The 17,865-nt window shown below is 65.1% G+C and carries 15 protein-coding genes; 12 read left to right on the forward strand and 3 right to left on the reverse strand.

The genetic code is table 11. From position 1 onward, the window contains the following. Nucleotides 1-9 precede the first annotated feature (9 nt). Entirely contained in the window at nucleotides 10-435 is a 426-nt protein-coding gene (gene ndk, locus V3330_RS12170; protein ID WP_354695694.1) for a nucleoside-diphosphate kinase, read from the reverse strand. A 276-nt stretch (nucleotides 436-711) separates the two neighbouring features. Between ndk and V3330_RS12175 the strand changes: the two genes are divergently transcribed. Beyond that, on the forward strand, nucleotides 712-3,174 hold the full coding sequence (locus V3330_RS12175; RefSeq protein WP_354695695.1) for an acyl-CoA dehydrogenase: 2,463 nt from the start codon (nucleotides 712-714) through the stop codon (nucleotides 3,172-3,174). Nucleotides 3,175-3,208: 34 nt separating this feature from the next. Here V3330_RS12175 and V3330_RS12180 read toward each other — a convergent pair whose 3' ends face one another. Next, nucleotides 3,209-4,411 (reverse strand): patatin-like phospholipase family protein, encoded by a 1,203-nt coding sequence (locus tag V3330_RS12180; RefSeq protein WP_354695696.1) that lies wholly within the window; start codon nucleotides 4,409-4,411, stop codon nucleotides 3,209-3,211. 247 nt (nucleotides 4,412-4,658) lie between these two features. Between V3330_RS12180 and V3330_RS12185 the strand changes: the two genes are divergently transcribed. From V3330_RS12185 to V3330_RS12235, 11 genes are all read left to right on the forward strand, one after another. Next, nucleotides 4,659-5,579, forward strand: a complete 921-nt coding sequence (locus V3330_RS12185; RefSeq protein ID WP_354695716.1) for an AAA family ATPase — start codon at nucleotides 4,659-4,661, stop codon at nucleotides 5,577-5,579. Between the two features lie 23 nt (nucleotides 5,580-5,602). Beyond that, entirely contained in the window at nucleotides 5,603-6,598 is a 996-nt protein-coding gene (locus tag V3330_RS12190; RefSeq protein ID WP_354695697.1) for a DUF58 domain-containing protein, read from the forward strand. Then, nucleotides 6,595-8,589: a transglutaminase TgpA family protein gene (locus V3330_RS12195; RefSeq protein ID WP_354695698.1), complete on the forward strand. Its 1,995-nt coding sequence runs from the start codon at nucleotides 6,595-6,597 to the stop codon at nucleotides 8,587-8,589. Before V3330_RS12190 ends, V3330_RS12195 begins: the two co-directional genes overlap by 4 nt. A gap of 68 nt (nucleotides 8,590-8,657) precedes the next feature. Continuing rightward, the gene (locus tag V3330_RS12200) at nucleotides 8,658-9,278 is read left to right on the forward strand and encodes a Slp family lipoprotein (protein WP_354695699.1); all 621 of its coding nucleotides are present in this window, start codon (nucleotides 8,658-8,660) and stop codon (nucleotides 9,276-9,278) included. Nucleotides 9,279-9,328: 50 nt separating this feature from the next. Further along, nucleotides 9,329-10,018: a DUF2461 domain-containing protein gene (locus V3330_RS12205; RefSeq protein WP_354695700.1), complete on the forward strand. Its 690-nt coding sequence runs from the start codon at nucleotides 9,329-9,331 to the stop codon at nucleotides 10,016-10,018. A gap of 10 nt (nucleotides 10,019-10,028) precedes the next feature. Then, nucleotides 10,029-10,580 carry a LemA family protein gene (locus V3330_RS12210; RefSeq protein WP_354695701.1) on the forward strand — a complete coding sequence of 184 codons (552 nt, stop codon included), beginning with the start codon at nucleotides 10,029-10,031 and terminating at the stop codon, nucleotides 10,578-10,580. A gap of 3 nt (nucleotides 10,581-10,583) precedes the next feature. Further along, the gene (locus V3330_RS12215) at nucleotides 10,584-12,356 is read left to right on the forward strand and encodes a DUF2207 domain-containing protein (protein ID WP_354695702.1); all 1,773 of its coding nucleotides are present in this window, start codon (nucleotides 10,584-10,586) and stop codon (nucleotides 12,354-12,356) included. Between the two features lie 423 nt (nucleotides 12,357-12,779). After that, entirely contained in the window at nucleotides 12,780-13,418 is a 639-nt protein-coding gene (gene lexA, locus V3330_RS12220) for a transcriptional repressor LexA (RefSeq protein ID WP_354695703.1), read from the forward strand. Nucleotides 13,419-13,504: 86 nt separating this feature from the next. Further along, nucleotides 13,505-14,290: a translesion DNA synthesis-associated protein ImuA gene (gene imuA, locus V3330_RS12225; protein WP_354695704.1), complete on the forward strand. Its 786-nt coding sequence runs from the start codon at nucleotides 13,505-13,507 to the stop codon at nucleotides 14,288-14,290. Nucleotides 14,291-14,335: 45 nt separating this feature from the next. Beyond that, nucleotides 14,336-15,832: a Y-family DNA polymerase gene (locus V3330_RS12230; protein WP_354695705.1), complete on the forward strand. Its 1,497-nt coding sequence runs from the start codon at nucleotides 14,336-14,338 to the stop codon at nucleotides 15,830-15,832. Nucleotides 15,833-15,907: 75 nt separating this feature from the next. Next, nucleotides 15,908-16,168: a hypothetical protein gene (locus V3330_RS12235; RefSeq protein ID WP_354695706.1), complete on the forward strand. Its 261-nt coding sequence runs from the start codon at nucleotides 15,908-15,910 to the stop codon at nucleotides 16,166-16,168. A 56-nt stretch (nucleotides 16,169-16,224) separates the two neighbouring features. Here V3330_RS12235 and V3330_RS12240 read toward each other — a convergent pair whose 3' ends face one another. Continuing rightward, nucleotides 16,225-17,223 (reverse strand): integron integrase, encoded by a 999-nt coding sequence (locus V3330_RS12240; protein WP_354695707.1) that lies wholly within the window; start codon nucleotides 17,221-17,223, stop codon nucleotides 16,225-16,227. Between the last annotated feature and the right edge of the window lie 642 nt (nucleotides 17,224-17,865).

The following is a 17,865-nucleotide window of genomic DNA, read 5'->3' on the forward strand; positions in this document are numbered from 1 at the left end:
GCAGCCGGCTCAGCGCGAGTGGATGTCGTCGTCGCCGAAGAAGCAGGCGATTTCGACGCGGGCGGTTTCCGGCGCATCGGAACCGTGCACGGCGTTGGCGTCGATGCTCTGGGCGAAATCCGCCCGGATCGTGCCCGGAGCCGCCTCAGCCGGATTGGTGGCGCCCATCAGTTCCCGGTTGCGCGCGATGGCGTTTTCGCCCTCCAGAACCTGGATCATTACCGGCCCCGAGGTCATGAATTCCACCAGGGCGGTGAAGAAGGGCCGGTCGCGGTGGACCTCGTAAAAGGTCTCGGCTTCTTCACGGCTCAGTTGCTTCATTCGGGCGGCGATGATTTTCAGGCCGGCCTGTTCGAAACGGGAATAGATTTCACCGATCACGTCCTTGGCGACGGCATCGGGTTTGATGATCGAAAGCGTTCTCTCGATGGGCACTTAAAAACTCCTTTTAACTCGTTGTATTGAATACTTTCCTGGCAATTCCGAACCGGTCTGCAAAAACGCCGGACACAATGCACCAATTCTACGGGGATGGCCGTCGGTGTTCAATCGAACCCTCGGCGCGCCTTGCTCCGGCAAACGCCGCTACTTATGATGAAGACCCATAAGCACAGGTGAATCCGGCGGCGCGCCCGCACAGCACGCCCTGATCCCGGAAGCCGAAAACGACAAACCCGAAACGACCCATTCCGGTCGGCGCGAGGTCGAACAATGGAAATCCTGTATTTCGCGGTACTGTTACTGACGGTACTGCTGTTGGCCTACAACCGCGTGTCGTTACTGGTCGCGATTGCGATCATGGTCAGCCTGACGGTGATCTGGACCGAGCTGCGCCACCTGTTTTACGTGCCCAGCTGGTTCCGCTTCGCCCACGGCATCATCGCCGTCACCCTGCTGGGTTTCGCCATCAAGCCGCTGCGCCGGCTGCTGATCAGTGACCGGCTGTTCAGCCTGTTCCGCAAGGCCATGCCGAAAATTTCATCGACCGAGCAGGAAGCGCTCGATGCGGGCACCGTGTGGTGGGACGGCGAGATTTTCTCCGGCCGGCCGCGCTGGCGGTCGCTGCTGAAGATGCCGGCGCCGGCGCTGAGCGACAGGGAACAGGCCTTCCTGGACGGCCCGGTGGAAGAACTGTGCCGCATGCTCGACGATTGGGAAATCTGTGACACCTGGCGCAACCTGCCCGAGGAGGTGTGGGAGTTCATTCGCGAACACCGTTTCTTCGGTCTCATCATTCCCGAGGCCTACGGTGGACACGGTTTCTCCGCGCAGGCCAACTCCGCGGTGGTCATGAAACTGGCCAGCCGCAATCTCACCGCGGCCGTGACGGTGATGGTGCCCAATTCCCTGGGCCCGGGCGAACTGCTGCTGCACTATGGCACCGAGGAACAGAAGAAACGCCACCTCGCCCGCCTCGCCAGCGGAGAGGACATCCCCTGCTTCGCCCTGACCTCCCCCGCCGCGGGTTCTGACGCAGCCGGAATGACCGATACCGGCGTGGTCTGCAAGGGCATGTACCAGGGCAAGGAAGTGCTCGGCCTGCGGCTGAACTGGAACAAGCGCTACATCACGCTGGCGCCGGTGGCCACCCTGGTGGGTGTGGCCTTCAAGGCGCTGGACCCCGACGGCCTGCTCGGCGGCGAGCGTGAACTGGGGATCACCTGCGCCCTGGTGCCCGCCGACACGCCCGGCGTGGAAATCGGCAATCGTCACATGCCGGTGGGTGCGGTATTCATGAACGGCCCCACCCGGGGCACCGACGTCTTCATTCCACTGGACTGGGTCATCGGCGGACGCGAGCGTATCGGCCAGGGCTGGCGCATGTTGATGCAGAGCCTGGCCGCCGGCCGCGCCATTTCGCTGCCGGCGCTGGGTACGGCCGGCGGCAAGATGGCCGCCCTGCTCACCGGTGCCTATGCGCGTATCCGCAAGCAATTCGACGTGCCGATCGGATTCTTCGAGGGCATCGAGGAGCCGCTGGCCCGCATCGCCGGCCGCACCTACCGAATGGACGCGGCCCGCGATCTCACCCTGGTGGCGCTCGATGAGGGACACCGGCCGGGCGTGCTGTCGGCCATCCTCAAGTACCAGCTGACCGAAGGCAACCGGGTGTGCATCAACGACGCCATGGATGTACACGGCGGCAAGGGCATCATCACCGGCCCGTCCAACTACCTGGCGCACGCCTACCAGGCGGTGCCGATTTCGATCACGGTCGAAGGCGCCAACATCCTCACCCGGTCGTTGATCATCTTCGGCCAGGGCGCGATTCGTGCGCATCCCTGGTTGCTCAAGGAAATGCAGGCGGTATCCGACCCGCGCCCGGGTGCGCGACGTTCGTTCGACCGCGCCCTGTTCGGCCACGTGCGGCATGTGATCAGCAACTTCGTGCGTGCTCTGATGCTGGGACTGAGCGGTGGTTTTGCCACGCGCGCGCCGGTGCGCGGTCCGACCGCAACCTATTTTCGTCAACTCACCCGGATGTGCGCGGCATTCAGCTTTGTTTCCGACCTGGTGCTGATTACCCTGGGTGGGCGCTTCAAGTTCAAGGAAAAACTTTCCGGGCGGCTGGCCGACGCCCTGATCCACCTGTACCTGGGCAGCGCCATGTTGAAACGCTTCGAGGACCAGGGCCGGCCGGAGGACGATCTGCCACTGTTGCGCTGGGCCATGGACGACAGCCTGTACACGATCCAGGAAAGCCTGGTGGGCGTGTTGCGTAATCTTCCGTTGCCCGGGGTTGGCAGCCTGGTGCGCTGGCTGATCTTTCCGCTGGGGCGCCCATATGCCCAGCCGTCCGACCGGGTCGGCCGAGAGGCCGCCCGGGTGATCCTGTCCGAAAACGAGGCTCGCGACCGGTTGGTCGCGGGCGTCTACCAGTCGGATGGCGACGATCCGGCCGGCCAGGTGCTGCATGCCTTTCATCTGGTGGTCGCCTCGGCCAACGCCGAACAGGCCATTCGCAACGCACTGAACGAACCCGTTACCTTCGAGAATTACGAGCCGCTGGTGCAGCGCGCCGTGGAAAGCGGTGTCATCACCGAGGAACAGGCCACCCTGGTGCGCCTGGCTCAGCAGGCCGCCCGTGAAGTGATCCAGGTGGACGATTTTCCGCGCAGCCGGATCGAGGGATTCGAGGAACCGGCTTTTCGCCCGGCCGTCGGTACCGGTTGATCCCGATCGCGCGGCCGGCGTGGCCGCGCTCCGCTCAGGCTTCGAGCCCGGCGGGCACTGGCGTGTCACTGCCTTCCAGAAACCCGCGCAGGACGTCCTCCATCGCGCAACCATCCCGGTAGCCGAGCGCCATCAGTTCGCGGCAGTACGGTGCCTCGAACAGCAGGTAACTGGCCAGCCGCCAATCACGCCCCCAGCCGCCCAGGCTGCGCAGCAGCAAACGCACGGCGCGCGGGATGTTCGCGACGTGGTCGCGGGTCAGGGTGCGCAGATCACGAGACGGGCGGATCACCAGCGACCGGATTGGTTTCAGCCCGGTCTCCGGCCGGCGCTCGGGCGGCACCAGTGAGAGAGTCCGGTTGATCCGATTCAGGCGATTCAGATCCGAATTGAGCGTGTCCATGAAAATCGTGTCCAGCAGATACCCGCCGATCTCGCCCAGCGACGGATACGGTGCCGGATGCTCGGGCGACGGATCCGGATGTTCGTCGCGTGTGGAAATGACCAGGAGGCGATCCGCACCGAGGTGGATGGCCGGACTCAGCGGCGTGATCATGCGCATGCCGCCGTCGCCAAAGTACTCCTGCCCGATCCGTTCGGCCGGAAAAATCAGCGGCAAGGCGGCGGAAGCGAGGAGGTGATCGACCGCCAGGGACGCCGGCTGGCCGAACCTGCGCGCCCGCTGCCAGGGCTCCACCGACGGCGCGGCCTGGTAGAAGCTGACGGCCGAAGCACAGGTGTATCCCGACGCGGTGACCGCGACGCCGTGCAGCGCACCGTTGCGAATTGAACGGTCGATGCCTTCGAGCTGTAACGCTGATTCCAGGAAGTGGCGCAGTGGCCGGTTATCCAGCAGCGAGGGCGGATGCGGCACCCATCGCCCCCCCAGCGGCAGGGAGGCCGCCCATTGCAGCGCCGATCGCAACACGGCCAGCGCGTCGGTGCGGTAAATGCGCCCGCAGAACATGCTCGACCAGAATTCTTCAAGCCGGTCGATGCCGGTGACGAATTCGTCGGCATGACTGGCCAGTGACGCCGCGTTGATGGCGCCGGCCGACACCCCGCAGATGATGGGAAAGGGGTTGGAGCCGGGCTCGATCCGTTCCGCGATGGCGCGCAGCACGCCTACCTGGTAGGCGCCGCGGGCGCCGCCGCCGGGCAGAACCAGCGCCGTGCGGCGGCTCTGTGCGCGGTCGGCGTTGTGGGCGCCGTTGCTGCCGGCACGATTCGCTTCCAATGTACTTCCCTCCTGACCGTTGTGGGCGCAACTATAACCTGAGCCGGCCCGTTCCCGGGTGTCGCGGCGGGCATTTGCTATACTCGGCGGCTTGAAGGGGCACGAGGCCCGAGACGCGCAATGCCCGCCGGGTACGGAACCCGATCAGGCTTCGTACGTGATAAAAAGGGAATTCAGCCACATGAACAGTACCGTGATGAGCACGGATAACCCGGGCGCCGAGGCGCCACTGGCCGGCGACACCGCAATGCTCCGGCGGGAGCGCCTGGGTCAGGCCCGTACGGCCGTCAACCGCATCCTGCTCGGCAAGGAAGAGCAGGTCACCCTGGCCTTCTGCTGTTTGCTCGCTCGTGGCCACCTGATGATCGAAGACGTGCCGGGTGTCGGCAAAACCACCCTGGCCCATGCCCTGGCCCGCACGGTCGGATCCGATTACCAGCGTATCCAGTTCACCAGCGACCTGTTGCCGGCCGATATTCTCGGGGTGTCGGTGTACAAGCGCGAGCGGGACGTTTTCGAATTGCATCCCGGCCCGATTTTCTCCCAGATCATCCTGGCCGACGAGATCAACCGCGCCACACCCAAGACCCAGAGCGCGTTGCTCGAGGGCATGGCCGAGGGCCAGGTGACGATCGAGAACGAGACCCATGCGCTGCCGCAGCCGTTCTTCGTGCTGGCCACGCAGAATCCACTCGACCTGATCGGCACCTTCCCGCTGCCCGATTCGCAGCTCGACCGGTTCCTGATGAGCATTTCGCTGGGGTTTCCCGACCCGGCCGCGGAACGTGAACTGCTCACCACCGAGGACCGCGCCAATTTGCTCGAGGACGTGCAGACCGTGCTCGGCCCGGACGATGTCCTGGCACTGCAGACCGATTGTGAACAGGTGCACGTCAGCGATGATCTGCTCGATTACATCCAGGCCATTCTGGCGGAAACCCGCAACGATCAATGGTTTGAAAGCGGGCTTTCACCGCGCGCCGGGCTCGCCCTGTTGCGCGCCAGCCGGGCGCACGCCTTTCTGGAAGGGCGGGATTTCGTGACCCCGGAAAACGTCAAGGCCGTGTTCCCATGGCTGGCGCGACACCGCCTCAACGCCATTTCAGGTTACAGCGACAGTCCCGACGAGCAGATCGTCGAGATGCTGAATCAGCTACCCATACCCTGAGGCGGTCCGGGTACCGGCGGGCCATGGCTTCACTGGCAACCACGTTCGACCGATGGCGCCCCGGCCCGCGTTTCGAGCTGTGGGTGCAGGAACGTGTGCGCCGGCGCCGCGGCCCCCTCGACCTGCCGCTGACCCTGGAGTACCGCCACGTTTACGTGATGCCGACGGTGTTCGGCGCGTGGTTCGGGGGCCTGTTGGTCATGCTGTTGCTCGGTGGCCTGAACTTCAACAACAACATGGCCCTGTTGATGGGTTTTCTGCTGGGGGCGATCGCCCAGATCACCACTCTGCTGGTCTATCGCAACCTGGTCGGCCTCACGGTGACCACCATCGCGGCCGAACCGGTGTTCGCCGGTGAGCAGGCCCGTTTTCGCATTTACCTGAAGAACCCGGAACCGCGCCACCGGTTCGCGTTGCAGGCGCGAATGGGCGATACCGCTGATACCTGTGACATCGGCCCGCAGGAAACCACCCACCTGGTATTGCGTCAGCCTGCACCCCGGCGCGGTTGGCTGGACATGCCGGCCTTCCGACTCGAGAACCGCTATCCGCTGGGCCTGTTTCGCGCCTGGTCGGTGATGATTCCGCGCACCCGCTGCCTGGTCTATCCGACTCCGCACCCGCATCCGCCACCATTGCCACGTACCGGCCGCGGTGACGAAGGCACGGCCAAGGCCGGCGAAGGCGATCATTTTCACGGCTTGCGCGAGTACCGTGCCGGTGATCCGCTGCGCATGATCGCCTGGCGGGCCAGCGCGCGCCACGGCCGGCTGTTCGCGCGTGAAATGGAAACGCCGCAGGAGCAGGCCTGCGAGCTCAACTGGTACCTGATGGGTGAAGGCGACACGGAGACCCGGCTGTCCATTCTCACCGCCTGGATTCTGCGCGCAGAGCGCCAGCAGATTCCCTACGCTCTGGAACTCCCCACCGACGCCTTGCCGGCCAATCTGGGTGACGAGCACAGGGATGCCTGCCTGCGCATTCTGGCCCTGCACGGCCACGACGGAAACGACCGGTGAAGCGCCTCGACCGCAAGGCGATGCTGTGGTCCACCACAACCCTGGCGGTGGCCCTGCTGCCACAATTGCAGCGCATGCCGCTGGGGGTGGCGCTGGTGTGCCTGGCGCCACTGGTTTGGCGCTACGCGTACGACGTATACCACTGGAAGCCGCTACGGCCGATGGTGCGTTACGGCGCGACCGCGTTGTCGCTGGTGGCGTTGGCGGTTTCCTTCGGCGGCTTGTTCGGACGTCGCGCCTCGGTGAGCCTGCTGGCGGCGATGCTGGCCCTGAAACTGCTCGAATGCCACCGCATCCGCGACGCCCGCATTGTCGTCAGCTTCAGCTTCTTTCTGTGCGCCACCCAGTTCCTGTTCAGCCAGAACATCCTGATGCCGGTGTACGGCGGCGCCGTGCTGGTGGTGGGACTGATCGCACTGACCCACCTGCAGCGGCAGGAAGCCTTCGGACCAGCCGCGGCACCGGATGTCCGCGCGCCCATCCGGGCGGAACTGGGGTTCAGCCTGCGCCTGCTGGCATTGGCTCTGCCCGTGTGCCTGGTGTTCTTCCTGCTGTTTCCGCGCTGGGGCTCGCCACTGTGGGGAGTGCCGGAAACCACCCTCGACGCCAAGAGCGGCCTGTCGGACTCGATGTCCCCGGGCTCGATCGAGGACCTGTTTCTGGACGACAGTCCGGCCTTTCGCGTGGAGTTCGAAGGCGCTATTCCGGCCCAGTCGGAGTTGTACTGGCGCGGACCGGTGTTCTGGCATTACGACGGCAACACCTGGAGTTCAAGTTTTTACGGCCGCTCCATCGAGGCCGCCACCCGGCCGCCGGAGAACGACGCGCCGTGGCGCTATAGCGTGCAGCTCGAACCCAACGAGCGCAAATGGCTGTTCGCCCTCGACTACCCGACCTTCACGCCGGAGGAGACCCGGCTGACCATGGACTATCAGTTGGTGCGCCGCCAGCCGGTGATCCAGTTGACGCAATACGAGATGGCATCCAACCCGGATTTCGTGGACAGTCCGGAACTGGCCGCGACCCTGCGATCGATGGCGGTTGAACTGCCTGCCAAGCGCAACCCGCGAACCCGCGAACTGGTGCGGCGCTGGCAGGCCGAGGGCGGTGGCACCGGGGCCCTGATTCGGCGGATTCTGGCGCATTTCAACGAACAGCCGTTCCGTTACCGCCTCAACGCCCCGACCCTGGGCCGCGATGCCGTGGACGATTTCCTGTTCGAAACCCGGGTGGGCTATTGCGAACACTACGCTTCGGCATTCGCCGTGATGATGCGCATGGCCGGCGTGCCCGCGCGCATCGTCACCGGCTACCAGGGGGGCTGGTACAGCGATATCGGCGACTACCTGCTGGTGCGCCAGTCGGACGCTCACGCCTGGGTCGAGTTGTGGCTTCCGGAATCGGGGTGGACCCGCTTCGATCCGACCGCGGCGGTCTCGCCTTCACGGGTGGAGCGCGGTTCACTGGATGCCCTGTCGGCGCCGCGCCACATGCTCGATTTCGGCTGGGTACGGGAAATGCGCAACAGCGTCGACCTGCTCAACCAGCGCTGGAACAACTGGGTGATCGAGTTCGGCTCCGAGCGCCAGTCCCGCCTGTTTGAAGGGCTGGGCATCGATCACATGCACCCGCGCGAGCTGGTGACCGTGCTGTTTGGCCTGTTGCTGCTGTTGTCCGCCTTGTTGCTGCCGCTGGCACTGCGCACCCGGGGCCCCAACCGGCGCGATCCGCTGCAGCAGTCGTGGCAGAGATTTCTCAAGCGCCTGCGCAAAGCCGGTTGTGTCTACCCGCCCTCGGCAGGCGCGATGGAACTCGCCTCCGACGCAGCGGTCCGACTTCCCGACGCCGCGCAGCACATTCAACGAATCGCGGATTTGTACACGCGTTATCGCTACAGCCCGCAACCCCCGCGTCTGGATGAAATCCGCCGCGCGGTGCGCCAGTTCCGTCCGGACAGAACCCGGCCGGCAGACAGTGATTCAACGTCATGATGTAAAATACACGGGTTGTGGTCCGGTCTTTTCCGGTTTCGAGCACGAACCCTCTTCTGCGAGTTGAAATGAGACGAGCATTGCACATCCTGATCGGCATGGCGGCCCTGCTGGCACTGGCTGCGTGCTCCACCGTGCCCCCCCGCCTACAGGGCGAATACGCCGACATTTCACCGGCCCGGGTCGAGCCTTCGGCCTTCGGCCAGAGCGTACGTTGGGGTGGCGTGATCGTGGGGGTTCGCAACGAGGCGGACCGAACCTGTTTCGAAATACTCTCGCGCGACCTCGGCACCGGGCTGCGGCCGCGGTTGGAAGACCGTACCGCTGGCCGTTTCATGGCCTGCAAGCCGGGTTTTTACGACCCCGAGGTGTTCGCCAAAGGGCGCGAGGTCACCCTGACCGGTCGAATCGAAACCATCGAGGAGCACAAAATCGAAGCATTCGATTACCGCTACCCGGTGCTTGAAGTGGATGAACTGGTGCTGTGGGAGGAGCGCCGGGAAGTGATCGTCCACCACGATTATCCCTACGACCCCTTCTGGTTCCCGTATTACCGCGGCGGCCCGTACTGGGGCTACTACCCCTTCCATTCCTACTACCACTTCCCGGGTCCCTACTTCAGCGGCCGCGCCGTGGTGCGCCGGCCCCTGCCCGGGCCCGTCCAGTTCGACACGGATGAAGATCACTGAACCGCCGCATCCGGCGGTAAGGGGCAACGCGATGCCGACAAGGCCGTGCCATGACTGAATTCAGCGGTTTTCCCGCAGACCTGTTCCGTTTTCTCGAGGATCTGCGAGCCAATAACAGTCGCGACTGGTTCAATGATCACAAAGCGCGTTACCTGGAATCGGTGGTCGAACCGATGAGCGCCTTCATCGTCGCCATGCAGCCGCGGCTGCGGTCGATCTCGAAGCACTACCGGGCCAATCCCAAACCCCATGGCGGATCGATGTTCCGCATCTACCGCGACACCCGGTTTTCCAAGGACAAAACGCCGTACAAGACCCACGCCGCCTGCCAGTTCCGCCACGAGCGCGGCCGAAGCGTGCACGCGCCGGGATTCTACGTGCACCTGGAGCCCGAGGGCCTGCATTTCGGCGGCGGCATCTGGCGCCCGCCCGGGCCCCAGTTGACTGCGATTCGGGATTTCATCGCCGACAACGCCCGCTCGTGGGCGCGCATCAAGAACGCCAAGAAGGTGCGGGAAGTTGGCGGCATCCGTGGCGAATCCCTGAAGCGCCCGCCGCGCGGTTTCAATGCCGAGCACGTGCACATCGAAGACCTCAAGCGCAAGAGCTTTTACGTGATGAGCGAAGCCGAACCTGAGGCGGCCCTGTCGGCTGATTTTCCGGACACCGTCACGCAGGGCTTCCAGCGGGCCGCGCCTCTGACCCGCTTCGTGTGCGACGCACTCGAGCTGGAATACTAGGGCTGGCCGGATGGAATGGATTCTCGCCGTGTTGCTGGCCGCCCTTCTCGCCTGGGGCGTGGTGACCTTCAACCGCCTGGTGCGTCTGCGAAACCAGGTCAACGAGGCCTGGGCCGGCATCGACGTGCAGTTGCAGCGCCGCCACGAACTGGTGCCCAACCTGGCGGCCACCGTGAAGGGCTACGTGCAGCACGAATCCGGCGCGCTGGAACGGGTCACCCGGCTGCGGGCGCAGGACATCATGCCGATGAGCCGCCGCGAGCGCGAGGAGTCCGGCCTGTCGCGTTCCATCGGCCGCCTGTTCGCGCTGGCCGAGGACTACCCCGACCTGAAAGCCAGCGAGGGCTTCCAGCAATTGCACGACAGCCTGGTGGAAATCGAAGAGCACCTGCAGTACGCGCGCCGCTATTACAATGGCAGCGTGCGCGACAATAACAACACCGTCGAGAGCTTCCCGTCCATGCTGATCGCCCGTCTGTTCGGATTCGGCACGGCCGCGTTCTTCGAAATCGAGCTGGCCAGCCAGCGCGCCGCGCCCGCTGTCGAGCTCGGCGGCGACTGAGGCATGGCCGTCCGCTCCGCCCGCTTCTTCCGCATCGGCTCAGCCTTCACGCGCCGGCTCGTCTTTACCGCGCTGTTGATCGCGGCGCCGTTCCAGGCCGTGTTGGCCGATGAGCGCATTCACGATTACCACGCCGACGTGCAGGTGCACGCCAACGGCGCGATCACCGTGACCGAAACCATCGAGGTCACCGCCGAGGGACGCCAAATCCGCCGCGGCATCTACCGCGACTTTCCGACCCGTTACCGCGACCCGCTGGGCAATCACTACCGGGTCGACTTCATCGTCGACTCGGTGCTGCGCAACGGCGAGCCCGAGCCCTGGCACACCGAGGATCACGCCAACGGCGTGCGCCTGTACATCGGCGATGCCAATCGCATGCTGCGCCACGGCCGTCATACCTACACCCTGCGCTTCGTCACCAACCGCCAGTTGGGCTACTTCGACGATCACGACGAATTGTGGTGGAACGTGACCGGCAACGGTTGGGTGTTTCCGATCGACCACGCCTCGGCGCGCATTGTGCTGCCGTTCAATCTGCCGGTGGACGAACTGGAACTGAATGCCTGGACCGGCGCTTTCGGCGCCCGCGGCGGGGATGCGCGCATGGGAATCGTCGATGCCCGCACGGTGGAGTTCGAGACCACCCGGGGCCTGGCGCCACGCCAGGGCCTCTCGGTGCTTGCCGCCTGGCCCAAGGGACTGATCGACGAGCCTTCCGGCATGCAGAAACTGCACTGGTTCATCCGCGACAATGGCGCCGCCATCGTACTGCTGCTGGGCCTGCTGGCGCCGCTGGCCTGGTACTACCAGGCCTGGGACCGGGTCGGCCGGGATCCGCGCGGGGGCATCATCATCCCGCGCTTCAAGCCGCCCCGGGGGCTCTCACCCGCCGCCTGCCGTTACGTGCTGGACATGGCTTTCAACCGCAATGCCTTCACCGCCGCCATCATCAGCCTGGCGGTGAAGGGTCACGTGCGCATCGACGAGGACGGCGGCGGATTTCTCAGCAAGCCCGATTTCACCCTGACCCGCACCGTCCCGGCCAGCGCCGGCGCCGACACCCGGCCCACCCCCGGGGAAAGCGCGGTGCTGGAAGCGCTGCTGCCGAGCGCGGGCGCTCGCATCGAAATGGACCAGGAAAACCACCAGGATTTCCAGAGTGCCAGCACGGGACTGCAGGCCGCACTGAAAAAGGAATACCAGGGGCGCTTGTTCAAACTGAACCTCGTACACATGGTGCCGCCGCTGGCCATGTCGGCGCTCGCGGCCCTGATCGCCGCCGTATTCGACGGCGGTCCGGCGGTGTGGATTCCCTGGGTGCTGCTGACCCTGGCCCTGCACAGTTTGTTCATCTGGCTGCTGCGCGCACCGACGCCTGCGGGCCGCCGGGTGATGGACGAAATCGAGGGTCTGAAAATGTACCTCGGCACCGCCGAGCGTGACCGCCTGAACCGCATGAGCTCGCCGCAACTGACCCCCGAGGTGTTCGAGAACTTCCTGCCCTACGCCTACGCGCTGGGCGTGGAGAATGCCTGGTGCGAGCGTTTCGCCCGCGAACTGCCGGAAGCCCCGGAAGAGGCCGGCTATCAGCCGAACTGGTACAGCGGCCGCTTCCGCGGCGTCCGCGCACTGAACCACCTGGGCGACGATTTCAGCAGCTCGATCTCATCCGCCATCGCCTCGGCCTCCACCGCCCCCGGCTCCAGCTCCGGTTCCGGCGGAGGCGGCTTCTCCGGCGGCGGAGGCGGAGGCGGCGGTGGCGGCGGCTGGTAGACAACCGAACCGGCAACTCCTCGATCCGCACCCACTCCCACACCCGCGCCCGGGACCCGAGATCTCGGCCACGGACAGAAAACAGACCGAAGTCAGAAGCACGACCGGGTTCAAAGAGCACACAGCACGATCGTAGTCAGAGAACACACAGCACGACCGAAGTCAGAAAGCACACAGCACCAATCGAAGCCAGAAAGCACACAGCACCGACCGGGGTCGGAGTAAAAATTCCCATTTCAGAGTCCCCCGAAGAGCACGTATCTCCTGACCCCGCCACAACCACCACCGCCCTCAAGCAATTTTTACTCTGACCCCATTCCTCCCTTTCCTCCCTGACCCCACCACCCCTTGATCATTCATACAGTGCTGTATATATTTACATCATACCCAAAACTGCCTCAAACCCGCCCAAAGGCCCCCGAAATGTCCGATCCCAAGCTGACAAAAAGACAAAGAGAGATTCTTAAGTTTATATCCCAATTCATTGAAAAAAATAAATTTCCACCCACCCGATCAGACCTGAAAAACCACTTCGGTTTCCGTTCCCCCAATGCCGCCGAAGCCCACCTGCGCGCGCTGGAGAAGAAATCCGTGATCCGCATCGAGCCCGGCGTCTCGCGCGGCATCACCCTGTTGCCGCTGGCCGCCGGCGAATTGCCCACCCGCCCTGGCAGCGCCGTCCCGCTGGTCGGCCGGGTGGCCGCCGGCAGCCCGATCCTGGCGCAGGAGAACATCGAGGACGAATACCGGGTGGACCCGGCACTGTTCGCCCAACGGCCCGATTACCTGCTGCGGGTGGAAGGCATGAGCATGCAGGACGCCGGCATCCTCGACGGCGACCTGCTGGCCGTGCACCGCACCCCGGAAGCGCGCAACGGCCAGATCGTCGTCGCCCGGCTGGACGACGAGGTCACCGTCAAACGTTTCCTGCGCCGCGGTCACCGCGTGCAACTGCTGCCCGAAAACATCGACTACCAACCCATCGAAGTCGACCTGCGCCGCCAGGAACTGATCATCGAAGGCCTGGGCGTGGGCGTGGTGCGCCCGCATCTCGACCACTGAATCATGCCCCACGAACCGCCCTGCCCCATAAGCCCCTTGTCATGAGCTCCTCCCCATGAATCACGTGTCGCCATGAGTGCGTTCCCATGAGCCGCTCGGCCGCCATCGACACCCTGCTCGACCAGGCGCCGCAACTGTGGCGCGGGCGCGAACCCAACCGCAGCCAGCAGACCCTGGCCACTGGCCATTCCCGGCTGGATGCCCGCCTGCCCGGCGGTGGCTGGCCGGTGGGCGCCCTGACCGAACTGATCGCGGCCCGGCCCGGCCTGGGAGAATTCAGTGTGCTGCTGCCGGCGCTGGCGCAACTGAGCCGGGCCGGCCAGTGGCTGGTGTTTATCGACCCGCCGTGGATTCCCTATCCCGCCGCCCTGCACGGCCGCGGGTTGGCGCTGGAGCGCGTGTTGTGGGTACGCACCGAGGGCGCGCAGGAATCCCTGTGGGCCTGCGAGCAGGCGCTGGCCGCCGGCCGCGGTGGCGCCGTACTGGCCTGGCCGGAACTGAGCTGGCGCAAACCCGTCGGCTTCGCCCGCCTGCGGCGGCTGCAACTCGCGGCCGAAGCCGGCGCCAAGCCGGCCTTTCTGTTCCGCCCGGAAGACGCGGCCACGGCCGCCTCGCCGGCAGCACTGCGCCTGCGCCTGAATGCCGCCGCCCGGCCGGACGATCCGGCGTGCGACGCCACCGGCCGGGACGGCACCCGCGTCGACATCCTCAAATGCCGTGGCGAACGCCCGCGCCAGCCGACCTGGCTGCCACCGCACCACCCCTTCGGCCAGGCCGCCCCGCGGCATGCCGCCACCCAACCCGAAGCGAACGACCCGCGAACGCCCGCCGCCTCTGGCCGGCCCGAGGCGGATTCCACCCCCCTCAACTGACCCCGTTCTCAGGATATGAGCCGACGCAGTGCCAGACTGAGGGCCATGCTCCCCCCGAAGAACACTGCTGGAACACCTTGCTGGCTGGTGCTGCGCCTGCCGCACCTGGCTCTGGACCTGGCCACCCGCGGCCTGGCCCGGCCGGAAACACCGGTGGCGATCAGCGATACGATCGGCCGCAGCGACGTCCTTCTCGACTGCAACCCGGCAGCCGCCCGGGCCGGCGTTCGCCCCGGCATGCCGGCCGCCGCCGCCCAGGGCATTCTCGATACCCTGCAGGTATTGCCGCGCGACCTCCGGCGTGAATACGAAGCGCTGCAGGGCCTGGCCGCGTGGTGCTACCAGTACAGCAGCCAGGTCAGCCTGCCAGCGGGCACGGACCGCGCGACCCGCGACGGCAAACCGCTCCGCGGCGGGATGGACGCGCGCCGCGCACTGTGGCTGGAAGCGGCCGCCAGTGAGCGGTTGTTCGGCCCACCGGAGGAACTCGGCCCACGGCTGGAACGCGAACTGGGCCGGCTGGGCTACCACGCCCGTGCCGGTTCGGCGCCCACACCGGAAGCCGCCTGGCTGGCAGCCGGCGAAGCCCTGCACCTCGACTCGAGCGGCGCGATCCGAACCCGGCTCGGCGCACTGCCACTGGACCGTCTGCATGTCGAACCCACGCAGATCCGGGCGATGGAAAGCATGGGTTTCCGCACGCTGCGCGACCTGCTGCGGCTGCCGCGCAAAGCCGTGACCCGGCGCTTCGGGCCGGCCACCGCCGCCACCCTCGACCGGGTGCTGGGCCTGTGCCCCGACCCGCGGCCCGCCTGGCACCCGCCGGAAACCTTCGACCGGCGGCTGGAATTGCCAGCCGAGATCAACGCCACCCAGGCCCTGGCGTTTCCGCTGAAACGTCTGCTGGAAGAACTGTGCGGCGTACTGCGCGGCGGCGACACCGCGGTGCAGGCGCTGGACATCGCCCTGCGCCACGAGGACCACGACGACACCCGCCTGCGGGTCGGTACCCAGTCGCCCACCCAGGACGCCGAGCGTCTGCTGCGCCTGACCCGGGAGCGGCTGGAACGGTTGCGCCTGCCGCAGGCCGTGCGCGAAATCCGCCTGCAGGCCACGAACCTGCTGCCGCTGGCCGCCGGCCAGCACAGCCTGTTCCGCGACAGTCCGGCCGAGCAACGCCAGGACATCGAGCGGCTGGCCGAACGGCTGCAGGCGCGGCTGGGCCGCGATGCCGTCAGCGGCGTCACCGGCATCGAAGACCACCGCCCCGAGTACAGCTGGCGCCCCCGCGCGCTGGACGAACACAGCGAAACCACCGCACTGGCGCATCGCCCGTCCTGGCTGCTGCACAAACCCCGGCGCTGCGACATCGCGCACTACCGCATCCTGGCCGGCCCCGAACGCATCGAAAGCGGCTGGTGGGACGGCCGCGACTGCCGCCGCGATTACTTCGTCGTGCGCGATGCCGAAGGCAGCACCCTGTGGGCCTTCCACGAATACAAGCCATGCCGCGGCTGGTTCGTCCACGGCGTGTTCGGCTAACCCGATTCCATCACCGGCCGCGGCAATCGCCTATGCTGAAAATACACTCCCGACGCTCCGGCAAGTGAGAACCCCATGAGAATCAACGTCGCCGCCCTGGCCGCCGCAGCCGCCCTGCTCTGGGGCGGAGCCATGCTGGTGGTCTCCATCGCCAACCAGGCCGACCCGGAATACGGAGCGGCCTTTCTCGCCCTAGCCGCCTCCATTTACCCCGGTTACGAACCCGGTACCGGCATCGGCGCCATCATCACCGGCACTATTTACGGCGTCGTGGACGGCGCTATCGGCGGCGCCCTGTTCGCCTGGATCTACAACCGCGTCGCCGGCCGAGCCTGAGCACGAGCCGGGCCGCCCCGGCTCTCGCCCGCCGACCGCGCAAACCATTAACCGGCTCAGCTCACACAACCCGGCGCATCTGCGCCTTGCGGCAACTGATCCAGCGGTGACAAGGCTCCCAGAGCGCCGCGTTGAATGACGTGCGTATAAATCATCGTGGTGCGGACATCTTTGTGCCCAAGCAGCGCCTGGATGGTGCGAATATCCGTCCCCGACTCCAGCAGGTGCGTGGCAAAAGAGTGACGCAGGGTATGGCAGGTGACACGTTTTGAGATGTTCGCCTCGCGTGCCGCCCGCGCGATCGCCTTGCGTAGCGTCGAAGGATGAACGTGCCATCGGTACTGGCGATCCGGCGACCTGGGATCCGCCGAAAGGTGATGGCTGGGAAACAGGTACTGCCAATGCAATTCCCGCGTGGCCGCACCGAATTTGCGCTGCAAAGAGCGTGGCAGTTTCGCCCATCCCAGACCGCGATCCAGGTCCTGTTCATGCCAGCCCCGCACCACCCGCAATTGTTGCCGCAGAGGCTCCAGAGAAGCCTGCGGCATCGGAGTGAACCGGTCCTTGCCCCCCTTTCCCGCAAGCACCCGAATGGTGTGCCGGCTGAAGTCCAGGTCATGTACGCGCAAGCGCAAGCATTCGGTCACCCGCAGCCCGGCACCGTATAGCAAGCCCACCGCCAACCATTGCCGTGGCGAGACGCGCTGCAGAAGATCGCGCGTCTCGCCCACGCTCAACACCACCGGAAGCCGCCGACGCGACTTGGCACGAACGACCTCGTCCAGCCACGGCAGGTCCACCCCCAGTACCTGGGCATAGAGAAACAACACGGCATGCAGCGCCTGATTTTGCGTGGACGGCGCAACCCCGCGGTTAACAGCCAGGTGGGTGAGAAATGCCTCCACTTCGACCTTGCCCATCTCGGCCGGATGACGCTTGCCGTGAAAAAGAATGAAACGACGAATCCATTCCAAGTAGCAGCGTTCGGTATCCAGACTGTAATGCCGCACCCGCATCACTTCCCGCACCCGGTCCATCAACCGCGGCCCGGCCATCTCGTTTCGCCCGTTTTCATATCCCTCGAATCTAGCGCGGATTCCGAGCCTATTCAGTCAGAAACAATCCCTTTATCATGTAGGAATTCAGCGTGTTACAAAGCGCAAGCGCGTTTCCGCTCAAGAAAAAATCAATCAAACAGTGGGAGAATTCAGAGACTTAGTGCACATTAAGAACATCAAACCCAAACTTCTCAAAGATTATCAAGACCCTTTCTCACAAATTGTAGTTATATGGTCTTACGCTGATGCATGAACGGCACGACACTGGCAGTTTACCGGGGCGTTTAGTTCCAAGCTGGCTCCGTGGAATTCTGGTAGTCGGCCACAGCCTATACATTGCTTGGGCGGCTATTCTCGTAACCCAGCGCCACTGGTTCGCAATTGGCGTAATGTTAAGCAGCCTGGCATTTATCTTTGTCGTTGCGGGGTGGCCCTACCAAGCAATACGGATAACTTCCAAAGCCCAGCAATTTGCATTGGTCGTAAGCAGTGTGGGTTTAACCGTCTGTTTCGGCTTTGCGTTAGTGGTTTACTCGCTACTTTGAGCGCGCCATATAACAAATCATTCATGTGCGTTCCGCCAGCTATGCTGGCTCCACCGGACGGCTGCTTCGCAGTCGCCGCATAACTCAAACGTTA

This window comes from Elongatibacter sediminis (assembly GCF_037892215.1).
GTDB classification, from domain to species: domain Bacteria; phylum Pseudomonadota; class Gammaproteobacteria; order Xanthomonadales; family SZUA-36; genus Elongatibacter; species Elongatibacter sediminis.

Excerpts from the sequence above, each read along its gene's own strand:
- V3330_RS12190 (WP_354695697.1), top strand. The coding sequence starts at position 5,603 with ATGGCTTCACTGGCAACCACGTTCGACCGATGGCGCCCCGGCCCGCGT.
- V3330_RS12235 (WP_354695706.1), top strand. The coding sequence starts at position 15,908 with ATGAGAATCAACGTCGCCGCCCTGGCCGCCGCAGCCGCCCTGCTCTGG.
- V3330_RS12230 (WP_354695705.1), top strand. The coding sequence starts at position 14,336 with ATGCTCCCCCCGAAGAACACTGCTGGAACACCTTGCTGGCTGGTGCTG.
- V3330_RS12205 (WP_354695700.1), top strand. The coding sequence starts at position 9,329 with ATGACTGAATTCAGCGGTTTTCCCGCAGACCTGTTCCGTTTTCTCGAG.
- V3330_RS12185 (WP_354695716.1), top strand. The coding sequence starts at position 4,659 with ATGCTCCGGCGGGAGCGCCTGGGTCAGGCCCGTACGGCCGTCAACCGC.
- V3330_RS12240 (WP_354695707.1), bottom strand. The coding sequence starts at position 17,223 with ATGGCCGGGCCGCGGTTGATGGACCGGGTGCGGGAAGTGATGCGGGTG.
- lexA (WP_354695703.1), top strand. The coding sequence starts at position 12,780 with ATGTCCGATCCCAAGCTGACAAAAAGACAAAGAGAGATTCTTAAGTTT.
- V3330_RS12215 (WP_354695702.1), top strand. The coding sequence starts at position 10,584 with ATGGCCGTCCGCTCCGCCCGCTTCTTCCGCATCGGCTCAGCCTTCACG.
- V3330_RS12175 (WP_354695695.1), top strand. The coding sequence starts at position 712 with ATGGAAATCCTGTATTTCGCGGTACTGTTACTGACGGTACTGCTGTTG.
- imuA (WP_354695704.1), top strand. The coding sequence starts at position 13,505 with ATGAGCCGCTCGGCCGCCATCGACACCCTGCTCGACCAGGCGCCGCAA.
- V3330_RS12200 (WP_354695699.1), top strand. The coding sequence starts at position 8,658 with ATGAGACGAGCATTGCACATCCTGATCGGCATGGCGGCCCTGCTGGCA.
- V3330_RS12210 (WP_354695701.1), top strand. The coding sequence starts at position 10,029 with ATGGAATGGATTCTCGCCGTGTTGCTGGCCGCCCTTCTCGCCTGGGGC.